The sequence below is a fragment of the Agarilytica rhodophyticola genome (assembly GCF_002157225.2).
Lineage (GTDB): Bacteria > Pseudomonadota > Gammaproteobacteria > Pseudomonadales > Cellvibrionaceae > Agarilytica > Agarilytica rhodophyticola.
In genome coordinates, this window is record NZ_CP020038.1 from 6,606,272 (window position 1) to 6,628,304 (window position 22,033).

At 37.6% G+C, this 22,033-nt stretch carries 9 protein-coding genes; 7 read left to right on the forward strand and 2 right to left on the reverse strand.

What is annotated here, in order from left to right:
- Positions 1 to 201: 201 nt before the first annotated feature.
- Positions 202 to 3,015: a penicillin acylase family protein gene (locus BVC89_RS27300; protein ID WP_158658158.1), complete on the reverse strand. Its 2,814-nt coding sequence runs from the start codon at positions 3,013 to 3,015 to the stop codon at positions 202 to 204.
- Between the two features lie 653 nt (positions 3,016 to 3,668).
- Between BVC89_RS27300 and BVC89_RS27305 the strand changes: the two genes are divergently transcribed.
- Entirely contained in the window at positions 3,669 to 4,823 is a 1,155-nt protein-coding gene (locus BVC89_RS27305; protein WP_245929254.1) for an ABC transporter substrate-binding protein, read from the forward strand.
- Positions 4,824 to 4,962: 139 nt separating this feature from the next.
- Positions 4,963 to 7,827 carry a response regulator gene (locus tag BVC89_RS27310; protein ID WP_158658159.1) on the forward strand — a complete coding sequence of 955 codons (2,865 nt, stop codon included), beginning with the start codon at positions 4,963 to 4,965 and terminating at the stop codon, positions 7,825 to 7,827.
- A gap of 91 nt (positions 7,828 to 7,918) precedes the next feature.
- Here BVC89_RS27310 and BVC89_RS27315 read toward each other — a convergent pair whose 3' ends face one another.
- A complete protein-coding gene (locus BVC89_RS27315) occupies positions 7,919 to 9,190 on the reverse strand; it encodes a M12 family metallo-peptidase (RefSeq protein WP_086934251.1) in 1,272 nt (423 codons plus the stop codon).
- A gap of 778 nt (positions 9,191 to 9,968) precedes the next feature.
- On the opposite strand from BVC89_RS27315, the gene BVC89_RS27320 reads away from it, so the two are divergent.
- The 5 genes from BVC89_RS27320 (at position 9,969) to BVC89_RS27340 (ending at position 21,974) form a co-directional block, all read left to right on the forward strand.
- Positions 9,969 to 10,604, forward strand: a complete 636-nt coding sequence (locus tag BVC89_RS27320; protein WP_086934252.1) for a glutathione S-transferase — start codon at positions 9,969 to 9,971, stop codon at positions 10,602 to 10,604.
- Positions 10,605 to 10,763: 159 nt separating this feature from the next.
- Positions 10,764 to 11,402: a metallophosphoesterase family protein gene (locus tag BVC89_RS27325; protein WP_086934253.1), complete on the forward strand. Its 639-nt coding sequence runs from the start codon at positions 10,764 to 10,766 to the stop codon at positions 11,400 to 11,402.
- A gap of 1,040 nt (positions 11,403 to 12,442) precedes the next feature.
- Positions 12,443 to 13,513 carry a fatty acid desaturase gene (locus tag BVC89_RS27330; protein ID WP_086934254.1) on the forward strand — a complete coding sequence of 357 codons (1,071 nt, stop codon included), beginning with the start codon at positions 12,443 to 12,445 and terminating at the stop codon, positions 13,511 to 13,513.
- The gene (locus tag BVC89_RS27335; protein WP_086934255.1) at positions 13,483 to 15,084 is read left to right on the forward strand and encodes a phytoene desaturase family protein; all 1,602 of its coding nucleotides are present in this window, start codon (positions 13,483 to 13,485) and stop codon (positions 15,082 to 15,084) included. Before BVC89_RS27330 ends, BVC89_RS27335 begins: the two co-directional genes overlap by 31 nt.
- On the forward strand, positions 15,081 to 21,974 hold the full coding sequence (locus BVC89_RS27340) for a type I polyketide synthase (protein WP_086934256.1): 6,894 nt from the start codon (positions 15,081 to 15,083) through the stop codon (positions 21,972 to 21,974). The genes BVC89_RS27335 and BVC89_RS27340 overlap by 4 nt, the downstream gene beginning before the upstream one ends.
- Positions 21,975 to 22,033 lie beyond the last annotated feature (59 nt).

A 22,033-nucleotide genomic window follows, 5' to 3' on the forward strand; every position in this document is an offset into this window, starting at 1 on the left:
AGTGGGACATAAGATATACTCTTCCATGAAAAAGTGGGAACTGAACACCGACTAGCACTATATACTAGCGCCACCGAAAACTACGATACACTGATATAAACACTTTTAAACGTACAGCGTAAATATCGCTTTATATACTTTCCATATAGCAGTGAGAGCTTACCGAAAGTAAATTCGATAAGCTCATCTACAAAGCGAGACTTATTTATATTTAGGATAAAAAAATGTCATCGACTGCGTATCCTTGCGTACGTCTCGGTAACGGTAGAGTAAAGGTATACGATCATTGGTCAAGTAGTTTGGTAATAAGTTAAAATAATTTGGGTTGCCAAATTCACCACTCGTTCCACCTGGCCATGTGGATTTAGCACGAATTCCTCGCCAATAGTTTTGTTCAGATACGAAACGATTGGCAGGCCCGTTAACATACATAAAATCATTTTCTGATTGTGCCGCTGCCGAATGAGATGATGCATCAACAACACCGAAACCTCCATCAGTAGGAATACCCGCTAAACCCTCGAGTGGTGGAGGAAAATTTGTTCCATTCGATGGAACGCTAAACGGTTCACCTAACGCACTACTAAAAACAATACGGTGTAATTTCCCCCAGCGATAATCATCAAGGTTTGTGGAATAATTAAACGCGGTAGCAAACTCATCGCCTCGCAACAGTTCGAGAGCTTTAGTAAGACTTTGCAGTAAAGCAATATCTCTACGATCTTGCGCTGAAGCGTTACTTGGCACGCTAAAAAAATTCAGACCAGAAGCACCAACACCATTGTTTACTGAAAAATTCTCCAAAAGGTTGCGCAAAGCCACCACTTCAAGGGAAGCATCAGGGCGCGCCAACTCTAGTGGTTCAAGTGTTTGGCCAAAAATATGCTGGATAACTTGACCACGCCAAACACTATAAATAGTTGCAGCTACACTCTCATCTATCTCTCTTTGTGTAGGTTCGCTAAGTTCACCATTTGAATCTGTGGCATCATAACCTTCTACAATTCCTGTGGGAGTATTAAAATTCCAGTGTCGTAATCGCTCGACTGCAGATAGTAGTACATTATCTTGCGCCAAGGCAGCCAACTCAGTAGCAACACCATTTTTAGAAGCTCTATCCATTGCATTTAAAATATGCGGAACAAAAAATTGTGCATCGAGCAATGCAACATCATTTTGTATCGCCTCCATTTCTTCAAATGATATTTTATTATCGCCTGTGTTTAAATATTGACGAATAAGTTGAGTAATACGGCCAGCTCGAAAGCCTTTCGCATAGTCTGAATTTAAATAATAAATTCCCCCTGTTGGACGCAATTGATTAAAAGCATTGTTATCCAGAGTGGTACCAGCGGGATCATTGTTGGCATTCACGAACCATCCATTTTTAGGATTGATGACTTGTGGCATTTCTGCAGCAGGCAAAATAGCATAGGGCAATGTTTGATTTTTCTCGGGTTCGGTTGCAGGCAACCATTCGTTTCCACCTGAGCCATTGCGAATAAATGAGGGAGGTAAACCATTGATAAAACCCGCTTCTAAATCTTCACGTAGAGGCATTTCAGCACTAGTAAAATAAGCGATATTTCCACGGCGATCAGAATACACAAAGTTTTGCGAGCCGACATCAAAGAAACTTACAGCATGCTTAAAATCTTCCAAATTGCGAGCCTCATTAAACCCAATAAATGCATCTAATTCGCGGGTTGCACTAAAGCCTGTATATTGAATGCTTAGAGCAACGCCTGTCGCCTGATCAAATTCAACAATAGGACCCTGATTGCGACGAGGAACAATCAAAGTGACCGCTGGTATATTATCGCCAGAGACAACTACCACATCGTCATTCTTACCATTGCCAATCTGATTCACTCTATATTGCTGCGAAATCGCCTGAATGTGCTCACGCTGTCCTTGAAAAATAGTGCTCAAGCCACTGGGTGAAGAAAGATCAGGCACGACAGTTTCTTGATAAACATCAGTAACATCCATAGGGTTTGTGGTAGATCCCCATGTAATATAGCGATTATGACCAAGCACAATAGAAGGTGTACCAGGAATGGTATTGCCCACTGCATTAATACCAAAAAGAGAGCGAATTTGCATAGGGTAAAAAATTGAAGGGGTAGTAAGCCCAAGGTGTGGATCATTAGCTAAAAGAGGATGTCCTTTCTTTGTTAATCTGCCACTTATCGCCCATTCGTTGGAACCTCGCGCCACATCATCGGCCATTAATTCGCTAAAAAAACTGACTTTTTGTAGGCGCTCTAAATAATTACCAGCAAGCCTTGCTACATTTAGATCAATTCGTTCAGTTACTTTTTCTTCTTCAACAGTAGTAGATAAAGATGCCATTGTAGATAGCCTTGGTACTGAAGCAACATTGGAAGCTGAAGATGTATCAGGAATAGTTGAAGCGGAGTCAAAAGGTGCCGTACGGTATAAATCTTGGAAAAATAAAGCCGCGCCATCGAAACTATTGGCTACGCCACTGGCTTGAAATTGAGACAGAGTCACAGTACGTAGAATATCTTCTGTATCAAAAGATAGACTTAAGGACAAAGCTTTAGCGATAACAATACTGTCAATCGGAACCCATGGTTCAAAGTTTGTGATTTCGATTGCAGCATATTCTAGGGGCAGGCCATGCTTCTGCACGTAAGCATTAACGCCATCACAGTAAGCTACAAGATCTCGCCTTGTTTGCTCAGAGAGTGCATCAAAAGATCTTTCCGCAGCCCGCCGAACGCCGATGGTACGCAGTTCAATATCTGAAGGTAGCAGCTCGGCACCAAGTAGTTCTGCAAGTGTTCCACTAGCTTGCCGGCGACCGAGATCCATCTGGAATAGACGATCTTGTGCATGCACATATCCCTGTAGAAAGAACATATCACGCCTTTTTAATGCAGACACATGTGCAATACCTGCGCTATCGCGACGAACGAGGCCCCAGGATTGCAAACCATCTATGGCAGACCTATTACTAGCAGTTTCTGCAAATGACGGTGAGGACATCAAAACTAACCATATAATACTTGTTAAATACATTATTATTTTCTTCTTCATAACAAACTATTCTCATTATTATTTATTATTAGATCATATTTAAATAAATCTACTACGGTACATCCAAAAAGGTGAGGCGTGCGGTAGGAGCGTGAAATACTTTGTTTATACGAACATTATCCAAATTCACTATGCCAAAATCGCATATATTTGTCGTGCCATTTTTATAAATAAAAGAGCGATGTATTTATACCAAAAGTAGAAAATAACGATTTATGTGACAAGCGAGAAGACACGATCTGAAAGCGTAGATTTTTGCGACAAAGCAGATGAAAAGCACTACCAAAAGTTCATTTCATATAGCTCAAATATAAACCACAGAATGCGTGGGCATGCTCTTTATGTAGTCTACAATGAAAGAAGTAGAGCAAAGAAAGATGCCATATAGCTGAGCGCTTCTCAAGCATTAGCTCATATATTTGTAATAACAAAAAATGAAACTAATGCCATAGAACTGACCGCCAAGTTCGTTATTGCACATTGAAAACTACCACTTAATAAGCGATATAAGAATGCCTAGAAGGTCGTACCATTGTAACTTGAGTTTATTAGTTATCTTAATTTTTATCTTGTCTATCAAGACCTGTGCGTTTGCTTCAACGGTGAATAACCTTACGATAAAAATAGCGCTTGACGCTGATTGGAAGCATCATCAAGCATCCGCAAATTCAATAGAGATGGGGATAAGAACCGCATTTGATGAGATCGACAATATAGTACAAAACTATAGTATTGAGTTTGTGCCTATGGACCACCGAGGCAATGTCACACGTAGTAAGCTCAATATGAAAAAAGCATTTGCCGATCCAGACACCTTGCTAGTGATGGCCGGTATGCATTCGCCACCTTTGATAAAAAACCGCACTCTGATCAATGAGCAAAAGATGTTGACTCTGGTTCCATGGGCAGCGGGAGGCCCCATAACACGCTATCCATCTGAAAATAATTGGGTATTTCGGTTATCAATCGACGATACCAGAGCAGGATTAAAGATCGCCGAATATGCTATCAATGAACGTGCATGTAAAACACCTCACCTATTACTCGAGCAGACCCCTTGGGGCGAATCTAACCGAAAAACAATGACTCATGCTGTAAAAAAACTCTTAAACAAAGAGCCCTCATTAACTTGGTATAACTGGAGTGTGTCTGAAGCAAGCTTAAGGATAAAACTTCGAAGTATAATTGAAGATAAAACAGATTGTATTTTATTTGTTGGCAACGCCAATGATGGAAAAACACTTATGCATGCCATGCTTTCTATGGAAAATAAAACGATACTTCCAATATTGAGTCACTGGGGTATCACAGGTGGGGAATTCCATAATGTTGTCGATGCTAGCATGCGTGAAAAGCTCGACCTGACTTTTATACAAACATGTTTTTCTTTCGTTTCTTCTAAAGAAACTCCCTTTTCACAATCTGTTTTCAAAAGAGCTCAGAAATTATTTCCCGAACTTAGAGTTGAAAAAGACTTACAGGCACCTGTTGGTTTCATTCATGCATACGACTTGGGAAAAATTTTAATCCAAGCATTACAAGAATTCTCTCTTGTAGAGGACATGGATATTAATCGAGAGAAATTAAAGCTAGCATTAGAAAATCTCGAATCACCCGTGCAAGGTCTCGTTAAAAATTACTCAAAACCCTTTTCCGTTTTTACTGAAGAGAATGATACGGCCCACGAAGCTTTAGATATATCAAACTTTTGTATGGCCCGCTACGGAGAAGAGAATGAGATTATCGTCATGAAATAAATACTAATACGTAAAATATCTAAAGCAAATAGCACCAGATTTATTTTTTTAGATACTCAGTAAAAAAATGTTCTCCATAAACAAAGATTCATTATTCAGTACTGTATCCTACTCTCGCGGTTTTCTAATCACGATATGTTTGTCTTTTTCGCTAGCCATAGTAATCGGTCTTTTTATAACAGTTCCTTATATTGAAAAATCTATACTAGAAATACAAGAAACAGCAAGCCAAACTGAAAAAAAATTGACCAGCGAATATCTAGAGCGTTTTGTTTTGGATAGAGTTTCTGTATTACAAGATATTTCGCGTTATCCCATAGTTAAAAATGCCGTTATGGGTTCTGGTATTTCTCAAGCAGACTTAAGTGATTTTCTGGATGATATCACCATTCTAGGAAAACATGAGAATATGACACTACTCAATATAGCCGCCGAGTCCGTCTATTCTCGCACCGTAAGTATGCAATTTGAATATGATATGGAAAGCCCATGGTTTAATAGACTAATCGAGGGCGAAAGTCCTTTTGAAGTCAATCTTGTACACCAAGAAAATATAAACTACTTCCAATTAGCAGTTCCAGTGGACTTAAGGAATTCAGTAGAAGGCATCTTAGTGAGCGAGATTGAAATAGATCTACTAGCTATGATTTCCTTATTCTTCTCTTCTGGTGAAAGATCTTTAACACTTAGTAAGAATGGAGTAACACTAGATTCGGCTTCGAGTGGAGCCCCAAAACAAACCTTGACTTTAACACATACCATACCTTCGCTTAGTATCGAAATGCAATACAAAATCGACACGCAAAATATGGCCGCGCAAAAAGATGCGTTTTTGTGGAGAATTATGGGTAGTATTGCTTTAACGATGGGATTAACTTTCCTCGTCATACTAGTTTCAGGCAACATAACCATTATTGCTCCCTATAAGCGATTACAGGAAATAACTGAGGAGCGAAACCAAGCGAGGATAGCAGCAGAAGAATCAGTTCGTGTTAAGGGCGAATTCCTTGCAAGTATGAGTCATGAAATTCGTACACCACTTAATGGCGTATTGGGAATGCTCAGCCTACTAATGAGAGGAGACTTGAAGGATCAACAAAGACACTATGCAAAGCTGGCTAAAACAAGTGCCGAATCATTGCTGACCTTAATAAATGACATACTAGATTTCTCGAAAATAGAGGCAGGCAAGTTAGACTTAGAAATTATTGACTTTAATTTAAGCACTCATCTCGAAGAATTTGCTAACGCGATGGGCTATCGTGCTCAAGAGAAGAAAAATGAGTTACTTTTAGATAGCAGAAAGATAACACATTCAATGGTAAAAGGTGATCCAGGTAGGCTTAGACAGATACTCACAAACCTAGTAGGAAATGCAATAAAGTTCACTCAAAAAGGCGAAATAGTTATCCGAACTGAACTTATATTAGAAGATAATGGTAAAGCAAAATTTATATGTTCAGTAAAAGATTCAGGTATTGGGATACCCAAAAATAAAATAAATAAATTATTTAAATCCTTCAGTCAAGTGGATGCTTCCACAACACGTAAATATGGTGGTACAGGCTTGGGGCTCGCAATAGTCAAGCAACTATGTGAATTGATGGATGGTTCTATTTCCGTAATTAGTGAAGAAGGTATCGGCAGCGAATTCATATTCAATGTGACATTAGGGATAAGTGAACAAAAAGTACATAAGATACCAGCACTTAACATTCACGACAAATACATACTTGTGGTAGACGATAATACGACAAATCGTGAAATTCTGCGGGCTCAACTAGAGAAGTGGGGAGCAAAAGTCATAGAAGCAATAGATGCTCAAGCAGCGCTAGAAATATTGGAAGATCGTGTAAAAAATAATACGGATGAATTCTTTTCTGTGGCTATTCTAGATATGCAAATGCCTGGTATGAATGGCGCATCTTTAGGAAAAAAAATCCGTAAAAATCAAGCTTTCGATAGCATGAAAATGATAATGATGACATCAATGGGAGAAAGAGGCGACGCCCGTTATTTTGCTGACTTAGGTTTTGCAGCCTACTTCCCAAAGCCATCAACTGAGTCGGAGCTGCATGATGCTCTGGCTATCATCATGGAAAACGGCGAAGCTCTAAGTCAAGCTATGCCGTTACTTAATCGACACAATTTAAAACAAAATACTTCCTCTGACAGTTCCATAATTATAACACCCGACCAAAGTACGATATCCACAAACCCCCATAGAATAAGGCTCCTACTGGTAGAGGATAACCCAATTAACCAAGAAGTTGCTTTAGGAATACTAGAAGATTTATATGTTCATACTGATATTGCTAATAATGGCCTAGAAGCATTAGACGCTTTAGAAAAATCAAATGAACAAACACGCCACAAATTAATACTTATGGATTGCCAAATGCCAGAGATGGATGGTTACCAAACAACAAAGCAAATCCGAAAAGGCGGAAACAATATACCTAACCCAACTATTCCAATAATTGCAATGACTGCTAATGCTATGAAAGGCGACAAAGAAAAATGCCTTGCATCTGGTATGGACGATTATCTCACAAAACCTATAGACCCCGACGAACTTACAAAAAAACTGAAAAAGTGGCTTAACAGCGAATTAATTACTGAGGTCAAAGACCTAGGAGATAAAAAAATATCAAATGTTGTATCTCTAACAGAGAGCATATGGGACAAAGAATCTGCGTTGAAGCGAGTAAGAGGAAAAGAAGAACGTCTAAACACCTTAGTTAACATGTTTCTCGATAATATACCAGATAAAATAGATAGTCTTAAAGAAAATATTGCCCAAGGCAGCACAGAAGAAGCAAGCGCTATTGCTCATTCTATCAAAGGTTCCGTCTCTAATTTAGGCGCTATAAAGTTACAGGAAATATCACAAGAAATTGAGCTAGCAAAAAACGACGAGAATAAAATGAAAGAACTATTACCTGAATTTATAAAGCAATATGAACTTCTAAAAGAAACCTTAGAAAATCACTCTTCAAGATAAGAACACTTCCATCATATTCATATATCGCTAGTATTGGAGCCCACTCACATAGAGATAAGTGAAAGACTCCATACTTTTAAAAATCAATTAATTAGCGGAAGCTTCCTATAGTAGCTCTACGAGTTTCGTGAACACGCTCGTTATCCGCAACAGTGGAATTACCTAGCGCACCACCATTAAATGTTTGATCATCTGTCGAGAAGAAACCTATGCGTGGTTGAGGGTTACTGTTGACAGCCATAACAGTTCGGAAGTTTCTTCCAGCATTCACAAATCCATGACCGAAAGCGAAAGGAGTTCTGGTTGGATCATTGTCGTGACGAGCACCAAATAAATGTCCAAGCTCGTGAACAAAAGTAAATCCTGTACAAGTATAACGTGAAACAAAGAAACCATTACTTTGTCCCCCACCAATCGCATTTACTTGCCCACAGGTGCGATCCCCCTGATTATCTGTAATCAAAGCAACGATATCCGCCGAACGATCATCTCTAACACTGCCGGCGAAATTATCTAAGTAACCATCGTTGGGCGATTGTAGACCTCGAATATTGGCAGAGACACTTGATAGCTCACTTCGGCCAGAACTGAATTTTCCTGCATCTTGTAAAACGATATCAATGTTATTGTTTGCATATACATCGTTTGCTTGTGCAATGAAAAAGTTCATTCTATCTACGACGTTATTAGTACCGAAGCGATTTAAAGCTGTAGTAGATGCAACTTGTAGTACACGTATTGTTGTCGGAGCTAGAGCAGCACTTGTTAAAGAGTTAGAAGCCGTAAATGAAGTTTCAACGGGTAGTTCAGTATCTGGTGTATCATCACCTACACCTAATTGACTAAAATCACGTTCGACCATCATATGTTTACCGTTTTCCATAGTCATAATTTCGAAAATACGACCATCAACATTAATTTGCCCGAAAACACGATTCTTATTTCTGACAAATACGGCACGATTGGTATTTTTACCTTTAAATTTTCTAGCGTTTTTCATATTTACTTCGCCAGCCCACGCTTGATAGCCTGAGTTTAGCCAATAGCTTTTAGAAAGTTTTATAGGAAACACCATTCCCGGCCCGAATGGTAAGTACATTTCATTTATCGAACCATCAAGCATATCAGCATTTAAACGAATCTGATCTGCAGATAAAGTACTTGCGTCACTACTCAACACAGACATAGATGCATCGAAAGTTGAGGCTTGCAATGCATTTTTTTCAACAATTTCAAATAATTGAGCGGACTTAGCGGCTTTATTAAATGCACCCTTATCTAAATTTTCTATCTGTGCTAAGGCAGGTTGTGCTGAAAATAAATAACTTGCTATGGCAGTTGCGAATAATAATTTTTTCTTCATTTTCTTACCTCTTATAATAATTTCTCTAGTTGAAATGGGTATTATTTAATTGGGCATTAACACTTCTTAAAAAAGATATGTTATAACGTATTAAAAGATATGTTATAACGTATTATTAGAATTAATTTTGTGAATAACTGTTTTAACGAAAAATATAATTTTCAAAAAACTTTCGCTAATTTAATTAATTAATACTTTGATTTTTTTAATCTGTGTTGTATTGCGAACAAGGAAATATCAGCTTGCTATAAAATTTATACTCACAGTTAGTATTTAGGCGCCATATTTTTCATCCTAGTAAAACTCGTGAGTTTTTTTTACGAAAAATTACTATTTATTTCGGCATTTCATCAAATGAATTCATCATGCAGACAAATCATTTTTTCTAAAACAAATTATTAAAAAATTCGACAAAGCATAGACATGCAAATAGTTTGCACTAAAAATCGTCATTTAAAATAATTAATTTCGTTATTGATCTATGTATTTTCTTATTTTTTAAAATTCTTGTTGTCATGTACTCGCTTAAAAATTTACAATAAAAACGAAGTATTCGATAAGAATAAAATTCTGTATTTTATAAAATTTCTTTCGATAAAATTTATGAAGTGTAATGAATGAGATAAATTCTTATAGAGAATTGAAGAAAATAAAGTAGTAAATTAAAAACCATAAATCAGAGTGGATAGATGCAAAGTACTCTATCTACTTAACTAGGTGTTGAATAATTATTAATACAGATTATAATCTATAGACTTTTTAACATGTATTTTTACTTATGAGTCCCATTCTCTACTCATTTAGGCGTTGCCCTTATGCTATGCGTGCAAGGCTAGCAATCAAATCAAGCGGTATTCGTGTTCAATTAAGAGAAATAGTACTTCGTAATAAGCCCAGCGAAATGTTGGCAGTTTCTCCCAAAGGCACTGTTCCAGTACTAACAATGCCTGATAATAAAGTTATTGATGAGAGTTTAGATATTATGCTGTGGGCTCTCGAGCAAAATGATCCAAACAACTGGTTAGCTGGAAACCCTGTTGCTGAAGCTACGTGCGCTCTAATACATGAAAATGATTACGTTTTTAAAAAATGGCTTGATAAGTATAAATACTATGATCGTTATCCTGAATATCCTCAAGCGTATTATCGAACTAAGGGAGAGGCATTCTTAGAAAAACTCGAACTAAGGCTTCACAGTACTCAGTATTTAACGAATGAAAACATCGGATTTTCCGATGTTGCAATTTTTCCATTTATTAGACAGTTTGCCAATACAGACAAAGAATGGTTTTATTCAACAAATTATTATCAATTACAGAAATGGCTCAGCAACCTTGTCGAATCAGAACTATTTAATTCTATTATGAAGAAATATGCGCCCTGGGAAAGATCAGAAGCTATTATTTATTTATAATCTTCGCTCAACTTGCACCTAAATATCACTATACTAATAGTATATTGGCGAACCTCCAGTCTTTAAATGAGAAATACAAATATTAATAAATATTTATCTAGAAAGTTTTAGAATATTACACTCTTATTAAGTTAATTAACAACAATAGATTTAATATTAATGAAAAGTAAAGTAGGCGTTATCGGAGATATTCACGTTGAAGACATACGCTTGGAAATAATTCTAAACTATCTTGCTTCAGAAGAACTTGACGGTATCTATGCAACAGGTGATATCGTTGACGGAAATGGTTCTGTTGATCGTTGTTGTGAATTATTAAAAATATACAGTGTGATATCAGTCTTAGGTAATCATGATCAATGGTGCTTAGAAGAAGTTAATAGACATGTCGATAATGCTTCTAAAAAATCTCACCTGGAATTATCAACTCATAGCTTTCTTTCCTCACTGCCTAAAACTCAGATAGTCGATACTGTACGAGGGAAGGCCATGCTATGCCATGGTTTAGGTGAAAGTAATATGGCCTCAGTAAAGGATTGGGATTCTGTGGATTCTATCTTTAATAATTTGGAACTTTGGGCTCTTCATAGAAACTCGGAGTTAAAGTTTGTGTTCAATGGTCACTCCCATCGACCAAATGTTCACACTTTTTCTCATCTTACAGTTATTAATGCTGGAGCACTAAATAATAAGGAAATTGCATGCAGCGCAATAGTCGACTTTCAAAACAATAAAGTCAGATACTATGGAGTTGATGAACTACTTAGTATATTTTTTTGGAAAGAATTTGATTTTTGATTTGATTCAGACCATTAACGTCCAATGGAAAATGGGTGGTGTTATATCTTGCTCTTTTGCCTCGATTCCGTCACTGCTCATAAATTTTAATGTATAAGAAAGGTAAAAAATTAAAATAATTATCGGCATTAACGCTAAAATTTTATTTTTCCCAAAGAAAAGTTAATAATAATTAAACTAATATAGAGTCAAATTTCTTACTATTACTTTGTAATTTAAATACGTTTTTATTTTAGATATATGCAAGAAAAAAATGGAATGGAATAGGCAAAAGACAATTTCCATAATTTCAATTCAACTCGTTTACTGTATAAACATCAGATATGGTATTAATAAGAATAACTAAGGAACCCTCATCTATACCGAGTAAAAGGTTTCCTTCATGCAAAAATAGCCTGCCTATACTAAAACGAAAAGTATAAAATTTCAAATATTAGCACCACCTAGAAAAAGATGTCACATTAATGAAATTCTAGATTTCTTTGTTTTAAATTATGTCAACAATAATTAAGAATATAGACGTAGAAATTTCTCTCACAATACAAATTCGGATATTTATATTTACCCATACTCTTTACCTAAGATAAGGTGAGTGCATACACACCTAACAAAAATATAATTTAGGCAATTTTAATTAATTTTTCGCAATTGACATTTTAAATAAAACCTTAGTTAAGTGTTCTTCTACTAGTATTGAAAATTTTGTGCTTATTAAATTTAATTATCTAGCAACCACATAGATTAAAAGTGAACGTCAAAGAAATATCGAAATTTAAATATAAATAGTAAAAATATTTTATTGTTTTCGGCGAAATACAAAAGAATAAAGTGACAATATCATTAATGTAACAAGCGGTTCAAACAAAAAATATTTTACTCATGGTAAAATTTTTAAAGACAATAAATAATCTAAAACTTAGACGATAATAGCTTAAAATATTTAAAGAGTTTCTACCGATTAGAGCATAATAAAAATTATTCCTTACACCATCTCTCAAAAAAATTAACAACTTTAAACTAGCTTCGTATCTTTTTATTTTATGAAAATACATCAGAAAGATTATGATATAGCAAGAAAAATTAGCGAAGAACAAAGTAACGACTTCCCATTTTTAACTGATAATCAATGCCATGACATTGACAAAAAATCAGCTTCTTACCAGGAATGGTTTAATTGCCATACAAAAATTCATAATATTATTTGCATATTTGTCACGACAATAATATTTTTTTCTGATTTTATTGTGTTGGTAAAGTTTCCTGAGTTATTTACATTTGACCCAAAATCGAGTGCTATTCCTTGGCAGGCAATTGTCATAGGTATTTTGCATGGCTGGTTAATGTGTGGATTAGCAACATATTTTGTACATGAGGTCTCTGCACACAATATGTTTTTTCGTGGAAAGTCATCATTTGTCAAATGGCTCAACAATATTGGGAAAAATATATGTCGGCTTTCTTTCGCTGATCCTCATTATTATTCTCAAGGACACCGCAAACATCATCAATATTTTACCACAGAAAAAGATGGATCATTTTCAAATTTTGTCGATTTAAGAAGATTGTTACTGAGTCTTATTCCAGCGGCCCCTTTAATGAGTTTTTCTGATTTTTTTCCTTGGCGACCTCAAGAAAAGACACCAAGTAGAAGACTATCATCGATTTTGGGTAAAGTTTACGTTGGCTTTTATGCAGTTATTATGATTCCAAAGTTTGGAATTGTTTACAGCATTATTGTATTAATTATGGCCGGCTCATGGATGTCTTATATTTTTGATCGGTTAAGAGAGTCAACTGAACATTTCATGATGCCAATGGATAAACACAATGGTACACGCCAACTAGGCCTAGGTTTCTGGGGCTTACTACTTGGTGGCGGCCCGTGGGGTCAGCCGTGCCATATGAGCCATCATTTGGCACCAGGTTTACCTTGGTACTTGCAAATTCGTTTGCATTTTTACCTGAAAAAAACCCTAACACCAGAACAAAAAAAAGTATTTTTTTTAACTCCATTTATAGGTTTTCCTAAGCTATTTATCAAGCTAGTCAAAACCAATATGCAAATAAAAGGTGATAGCTCTTGGTTAGTGCCTACAAAAAAAACCAGCTAAATGACACACATTATGATGCAATAGTAATCGGTTCCGGGATAGGAGGTTTAGTCACGGCAGCTTTGTTATCGAGACAGGGTAAAAAAGTTATCGTGCTAGAAAAAAATCATGTTATTGGTGGTTTAACTCATTCATTTAATAGAAAACGTTATGAATGGGATTCTGGATTTCATTACATCGGCAATACACACAACAAGACGCATATTCTACGTCAAACTTTTGATTACATTACATTAGGTAGACTTCAATGGACAAAAATAGATGGCGCTTACGATCGTATATTTATATCAAACCGTCAGATTTCCTTAGCGGCAAAAGTAGAAGGTTTCGTTGAATCTCTGAAAATTGAGTTTCCAGAAGAAAGCTCGGCGATTGACCAATACCTAAAGCTTATTAAAAGAGTTAGCGATTTATCGTACTATTACTTTGCAGAAAAATTACTACCCAACTGGCTAGGGTATCTACTTTATCCATTTTTGGTTGGGCGATTTCGTAAATATTCTGACAAAACAACGAAAGAGGTGTTAGAAACTCTAACAACAAATAAAGAACTAGTTAGAGTACTTTGTGCACGTTATGGAAATTATGGTTTACCACCAGGAAAAAGCAGTTTTGCGATGCATGCACTCGCTGTTTTCTCATACTTGGATGGGGCAAATTATCCCGCAGGTGGCGGTGGCGAGATACCTCGTCTTATTGCTAAAACTGCAGAAGAATTTGGATGCACTCTACGAACCAAAGCTTCTGTAAAAAAAATTATCCATACAGCAAACAAAGCTACCGGTGTTGAACTAGAAGACGGAGCAATTATAAAAGCTAATTATATTATTAGTAACGTTAATTTTCATACCTCATATAACAAATTGTTGTCACTACCAGAATCGGCCAAACGAGAAAAACAAGAACTTAATAGTTCCGTCTCACACATGGCGCTTTATGTCGGCCTCAAGGGTAATTGCCAAGAGCTACAATTAGAAACTGCCAATCACTGGCATTTATGTGAGGGGGATTTGGATGAAAACTTAGATAACTATCTTTCACAGCCGGACTCTCCTTTTCCATTTTTTTTTGTTGATTCCCCATCGGCAAAAAATAGTCGCTGGCAAAGAGAAAAGCCTGACATATCAACACTTTCTATTATCGTTCCTGCCAATTTTCGATGGTTTGAACAATGGCAGCACCAACCTTGGAAAAAACGAGGCCAGGAATACCTTCAATTAAAAGATAAATTTAGTCAAAGAATCTTACATACTCTCTATAGCTATTACCCACAGCTGAAAGGCAAAGTAAGCTTTCACGAGCTTTCAACACCTCTTTCTACAAAGCATTTCTGTCAACAACCTTTTGGTGGTATGTATGGCTATGAGCATTCTCCTGAGCGTTTTAAAAAACGTTGGCTACGACCAGCATCACCAATTAAGGGATTATTCTTTGTTGGGCAAGATGTGATTACAGGCGGGGTTGGTGCATCCACCATATCAGCTTTACTTGCATGCTCACTTATATTGAAAAAGAACGTAATGAGTTTAATTCCACAACTAATTAAGCAGGAAAAAAAGGCGTATTTATGAAGCTTTACTTTCGACTATTAATTACTCTTATAAAAAGCTTTTTTCAAAGTAAGCATTCTCTCCTAGATAAATATCAAAGCCATTGGCGAGTACTTCCTACAGATACCGATCTCTTCGGTCACATGAACAATGCACGCTATCCAATGATTATGGATTTAGCTCGTATCAATTTTTTAATTCGCGCAGGATTATTTTCACTAGCATATAAGAATCGTTGGAAAATGCCAGTTGGAGATATCAAACTTGAGTATTTAACTGCATTAAAACCATTGGAACAATATAGAGTGGATACTCAACTTGTTCACTGGGATGAAAAGTGGTTCTATATTCAACAGGATTTTCGTCGCGCTCATGCTCCCCATGGAATCGTAGCGAGTGGCTATGTCAAAGCACTGATCCAAACACCTCATGGTGTGTTATCTACATCTGAGGTTATGAATTTTCTTAAATCCCCCTTAAACAAACCCAAACTCACTCATGAACAAGCTCGCAAATTTGGCTTATTGGATCATTTACAACATGGCGCTCATACACACGATGCGAAGGAATCCAAACAAGAAAAAGAACAGAGTGTGCGGAGGAAGGAAAAAGATCAAGCGATAGCAATTGTTGGCATAGGTTGTCGCTTTCCAGGTGGAATAGAATCCCCGGAAGATTTTTGGCAGGTATTGCTTCAAGGTAAAGATTGTATCGTGGATATACCCAGCGATCGTTGGGATCCAAACAAATTTTTTGATGCCAGTGGCAAATCCCCTGGTCGTTCTCACGTGCATCGTGGAGGTATACTTCAGCAAGATATTCGCTTATTTGATCCAGCATTTTTCGGTATCACCCCTCGCGAGGCCGAAGTACTCGACCCAATGCAACGATTATTGCTGGAAGTTTCTTGGGAAGCATTTGAAGATGCTGGAATTAATGTTAAGGAATTACAGGGGAAATCAGTAGGCGTATTTATCGGTGGTTTTATGACAGATAATATGCTCATTCAATCCGGCACTTTAAATAGACGTAAACTATCGGCTCAGTCAGCATTAGCCAGTACCTTAACAATGCTCTCAAATAGACTTTCTTACTTTTATGATTTTCGAGGGCCAAGTTTTTCATTAGATACGGCATGTTCTTCATCTTTAGTAGCAACGCATCAAGCATGTCGGAGCCTTTGGAGCGGTGAAATCGAAGCAGCCGTTGTAGGTGGTGTTAATATAATGCTGGCTCCAGAGACACAAATTACCATGTCTAAGGGTCAATTTCTTTCTGGCAGAGGTCGTTGTAATACATTTGATGAAGGTGCAGATGGTTATGTCCGCGGTGAAGGCGCGGGGATAGTGGTGCTCAAGCCACTAGAAAAAGCATTACAAGATGGCGATCAGATATATTCAGTCATCCGTGGCAGTGCTGTAAATCAAGATGGAAAAACTAACGGTATTACTGTTCCTAACGGGGATTCCCAGATGCGTGCTATGCGTGAATCCTATGCCAAAGCAGGAATATCTCCATCGCAAATTAATTATATTGAAGCCCATGGCACAGGTACTCCAGTTGGTGATCCAATAGAAGCCAAGGCGTTAGGTACAGTGCTGAGAGAAGGACGACGAGATGATACACCCTGCCCAATTGGTTCATTAAAAACCAATGTGGGCCACATGGAAGCCGCCGCCGGTGTCGCCGGTATGATCAAAGCAGCACTGGTATTGAAAAACCGTACACTTGTTCCACATTTACATCTAACTAAGCTTAATCCTAATATCGATTTAAAAGAGCTAAAACTCCATATTCCAACTAAGGTACAAACACTAAATCAAAGCGGAACTCTCTATGCTGGAGTAAATTCCTTTGGTTACGGCGGTACAAATGCACATGTAACATTATCTTCACCACCGGAAGAAGCCGAGCAATACAAAGTTCCAGGAAAAACAGACCAGCATAACTTGCATGAATCACGCCCGATCGCGATCCCCTTATCCGCAGCTAGTGAAAAATCTTTGCAGGACTTAATAGCCAAAGCGCGTTTAACGTTAGTCAATAATACAAATGACGAGCAGGACTATAAGAGAATCGGCGCAGCATTCGCCATGAAGCGCTCCCCCCTTACCTATCGGGCGTGGATTTACGGAGAAAATTCTGTTGCGATCGATGAAATTATGGCAGGTAATTTAAATGAAGTCGGTGGCGAATTATTAAAGGGGAATATACAAGAAACAAAAATACTCTTTATATACACCGGTATGGGCCCTCAATGGTGGAAAATGGGAAGAGAACTTTTTCATTCAGAAAAAGTTTTTCGTCAGACAATCAGAGAATGTGATTCTATCTTCAAAGAGCATTCCGGCTGGTCTATCCTAGATGCATTATTAGCTGATGAAGAAACATCCCAAATAACACGGACCGAAGTGGCCCAACCTGCTAATGTTGTTATACAAGTTGCATTAACGCGCCTACTGGATTCTTGGGGTGTAAATGCGGACGGTGTACTCGGACACAGTATTGGAGAAGTGGGTGCTGCATGGGCTGGTGGCGGCTTAACTTTAGAAGAAGCCTTAAAAGTAGCCTTCCATCGAAGTCAGCTACAGGCCAAGCTTGCTGGTAAAGGAGGCATGCTGGCCGTTGGAATCTCAGCCAAGGAGTGCAGTGATTATATTGATGATCTCAACGATAAAGTATCTATCGCTGCAGAAAATAGTCCAAATAGTGTAACTCTTGCTGGAGATCAAGTAACACTTAAAATTATCGCGGAAAAATTAGAGAAAAATTCTATTTTTAACAAGTTCTTAAAAGTTGAAGTGCCCTACCACAGCCCAGTTATGGAAAGCATTAAGAGCACACTCTTCAATAATTTAGCTGAGCTAACAACAACGCATTTTAATTTACCAATAATTTCGACAGTTACCGGGCAAATTCTAAAATCAAAGCACGACGCTAATTATTGGTGGCAAAATGTTAGGCAGTCAGTGTTATTTACTAAAGGAATAGAAACTGCTCTAGAGCAAGGATTCAATACCTTTGTTGAAATAGGCCCTCATCCGGTATTAAAAAATTCTATATTAGAAACAGCTGAGCACCATGGTAAAAATGTAAACGTAGTTTCTACTTTAGTAAGAAATCAATCCGAACAATTAAGCTTATGTAAAACTATGGGGCAACTTTTCATTTCTGGTTATACTCCCAAATGGAAAAGTTATTTTGCAACACCTGCAAATTGTAAATTGCCTCGCTACCCATGGAATCGGAAAATATTTTGGTCTGAAACAGCAATATCCCAACAGCACAGACTACCTCATAATGGTCACCCATTGGTTTCCTTGGAAGCAGAAATACCTAATCTCACTTGGACTTGTGAACTTAATCTTTCAGCACTACCTTATTTAATCGATCATAAAGTTGCGGGGAGTGTTCTTTTTCCAGGAGCAGGCTATGTCGAATTAGGTCTTGCCATGGCCAGACAGTTATTGTCGTCTAACACTGATAAAATAGATCGAGGGGTCACCTTAGAAAACGTCAAATTTATCGCACCGACCTCACTACTAGAGGATCAATATTCATCACTTTATATTGTCGCTGATGGCGACCATCAAACTTTCTCTATTAGTAGCCAAACTGATGATCAACAAGCATTCACAAGTGCAAAAGGTCAATTTTTTTCTGGCAGCTGTAAAGCTTCAGAAGTAGAAAGCATACCTTCTATTGATGGAGACGACCGTTTCCACACATCCTGGGAACCTGAAATTCTTTACGCAAAACTTAAAACTCGCGGCTTAGAATATGGTAAATATTTCCGTGCAGTTAAGCGAATTAGAATAAATGAAAATGAGGTGTTTGCTCATTTGTCTTTACCAGAAGCTCTAAGCAGCAATGGTTATCTACTACACCCCGTTATGCTAGATGCAGCGATGCATAGTTTAATTGCTATTGACTTTGTTCGAGGCGACGATACCAGTGAACTATTGCCAGTAGCTATAGATAAAGTGCAATGGTTTGGTAATGCATCAGATAATTTAGTAGCTTATGGCCGCATTCACTCCCGCCAACGAAATTTAATTGTCGGTGATTTGAGAATATATAATAACGACGACAATTTAGTGGCAGACCTTGCAGGTATTCGTTGTCAAGTTATTTCATCTGACCCTCGAAAACATCTTACAAAAATGGAGAGTTGGATTTATGAAAAGAATTGGAAGCAGACCAAGCCTAAATCAGTGCCTGTTAGCCAAGATAACTTTTGGCTGTTACTAGGAAATATTCAAGGCGAAATACCTAAGAATACTTTCCAAATACCCGATAATTGGTCGGTAGATGACTTAAATAAATATATCGAGCATTCCCAGAGGAAAGATTTAAATATTATTGATGCTCGATTTATAGACTCAAAAAAAGAAGATATTCCAGTTACAGATGATAACCTAGCGCTAGCAAATAAGCTTTTAGGTACTATAAAGCATCTTCGACAGGGAGTTAAACGTTATTGTATTATGACTCGAAGCGGGGAAAAAATACTCGCATCAGATATACTTGAACTTAGGTTTTCAGCCTTGACAGGTGTTGCCAAGACAGCGATGTCTGAATTTCCTCAACTAAATATTACTCTATGTGATTGTGACCCTGACAAAAAAATAATAGATGTAATGAATACACTAGCTCAGTTTGAAAATGAGCATGAATTAGCTATTAGAGGAAATAATGTATTTATTTGCCGTCTAGAAAGAAGTGAATTTGAAGAGGTATCTGAAGAGATACCTAAGATTGCATCTTGCAAAGTAGAATCTTTCGAAATTATACAGCGGCAAAATGCGCGTATTGATACTCTGGAATATCAACAGTGTGAAAAGCCAAAAATTAACAATAATGAAGTGGAAATAGCTGTAGCATATAGTTCTCTGCATTTTAAGGATTTAATGAAGGCCATGGGAATACTTTCGCACGATGCTGAGTCCAACACCTATTTCGAGGGCATATTGGGCATGGAAGGGTCTGGTACCGTTGTATCTGTCGGTAGCAATGTTCGTGATCTAAAACCTGGAGATAGGGTTTATTCAAGAGGCTCTTTTTTGCGATCTCATATTATTACCGATGCATCACGAGTATTGAAGCTTCCTGATAACATAAGTTTAATAGATGGCTCACACATGGTTACCTACATGACGGTTTACCATAGCCTCGTTACGATTGCCAGGGTAAAAGCAGGAGAAACTTTACTTATTCACAGTGCCGCTGGTGGCGTTGGCCTAGCGGCGATTTCACTGGCGAAAAAGCTAGGGATGAATATTATCGCTACAGCTGGTAGCGAAGCTAAACGTAGCTACCTCAATGAAATTGGCATTGAGAAGGTATGCGATTCGCGAAGCTTAGAGTTTGTTAATAAAGTACATAGTTGGACACAAGGCCGCGGCGTAGATGTAGTTATTAATTTCACTCCCGGCGAGATAATGAAAAAAAGTGTTGATTGTCTAGCTCCATTTGGGCGTTTTATCGAGCTCGGGAAAATAAGTGCCGATAGAAATGAGGCTCTACAACTTAAACCTTTTAACGAAAATTTGATATTTGCATCGGTCGATTTTGATCGAGTTATTAATACCCAGCCGCTTTATGTAAAAGAAATTGCGCAGTTAATATTACAGTGGCTTTCTGAGGGCCTTATATCGCCAGCGCCGTGCAAAGTCTTTAAAGCATCACAGACAATTGATGCATTTAGCTATATGGCAAGGGCGCAACATATAGGCAAAATTACAATTGATTTAAATGATAGCGACCTTAAAATACAAGCTGCAGAAGATGGCGCTCTTTTTTCTGATAAGGCAAGCTATATTATTACGGGTGGCACAAGTGGTTTTGGGTTAGATGTAGCACAGTGGATGGCAGAGAATAGCGCCGGTAACATAATTTTGTTAAGTAGGAGTGGAGCTAGGACTACAGAAGCGAAAAATGCCATTTCTCTTATGGAAAAATCAGGTGCTAGCGTATACGCACCTTGTATTGACGTAGCCGATGAGGAACAAGTAAAAGAAATTATACAAAAGTATAATACTTTAGATAAACCGGTTAAGGGTATTATTCATGCAGCTATGGTACTTGATGATCGCCCTCTACAGGAAGTAGATAGCACATCTATGAGAAAAGTGTTTAACCCTAAAGGAAAAGGAGCTTGGTTGCTACATGAATATAGTAAAAATTTAAATCTGGATTTCTTTGTACTATTTTCTTCTATATCGTCATTAGTAGGTAATGCTGGACAAACTAATTATGTGGCAGCCAATTACTTCCTTGATCAGCTGGCTATTTATAGGAAGAGCCAAGGTCTACCGGCCTTGAGTATTAATTGGGGGGTCTTCCAAGATACTGGTGTCGTTGCTCGAAATGGTCAATTAGCAGGTCATTTAAATGCGATAGGTATACGCGGTTTTTCCAGTCAGGAAGCTAAACTAGCATTGGCTGAAGCTTTAAAAGGCACAAAATCGCAAATAGGTATTATGGATATAGATTGGCGATCTTTCTCAGAAATGTCTGGTGATGACATTCCTAATCCACGCTATGAATCACTTATTGAGCAATCAAAAACATCACTTTCTTCTACCTTAGATCCTGTTTTACAGGCAACATTTCAAAATCTTGACGGACAAAATAGGCAACAACTTATCGCATCAGCGCTGTCTGAAACTTTAGCAAAAGTCATGAGAATTGAAGCAAACGAAATTTTGCCATCTCATAATTTGAGGGATTTAGGGTTAGATTCACTGATGGCGACAGAAACCACACAAGAGTTTCGACAAAAAACAGGAATTAAAATTCCAATGATGGAACTTACCACAGCACCATCGATCGGCACTTTAAATGAACGAATTTTGCGGATTGTGAATGAACAGTTACCACTAGAAGAAGTATCAGAATCTATGACATAGATAGGCAATAGTTTTTATCAGGCGGGAAAATAGAGTTTCCCGCCTGATTCAAAAACTAT

What these genes read in the sequence shown, in the direction of transcription:
- BVC89_RS27315 (WP_086934251.1), bottom strand. Translation starts at nt 9,190, where the DNA reads ATGAAGAAAAAATTATTATTCGCAACTGCCATAGCAAGTTATTTATTT.
- BVC89_RS27330 (WP_086934254.1), top strand. Translation starts at nt 12,443, where the DNA reads ATGAAAATACATCAGAAAGATTATGATATAGCAAGAAAAATTAGCGAA.
- BVC89_RS27340 (WP_086934256.1), top strand. Translation starts at nt 15,081, where the DNA reads ATGAAGCTTTACTTTCGACTATTAATTACTCTTATAAAAAGCTTTTTT.
- BVC89_RS27300 (WP_158658158.1), bottom strand. Translation starts at nt 3,015, where the DNA reads ATGTCCTCACCGTCATTTGCAGAAACTGCTAGTAATAGGTCTGCCATA.
- BVC89_RS27325 (WP_086934253.1), top strand. Translation starts at nt 10,764, where the DNA reads ATGAAAAGTAAAGTAGGCGTTATCGGAGATATTCACGTTGAAGACATA.
- BVC89_RS27320 (WP_086934252.1), top strand. Translation starts at nt 9,969, where the DNA reads ATGAGTCCCATTCTCTACTCATTTAGGCGTTGCCCTTATGCTATGCGT.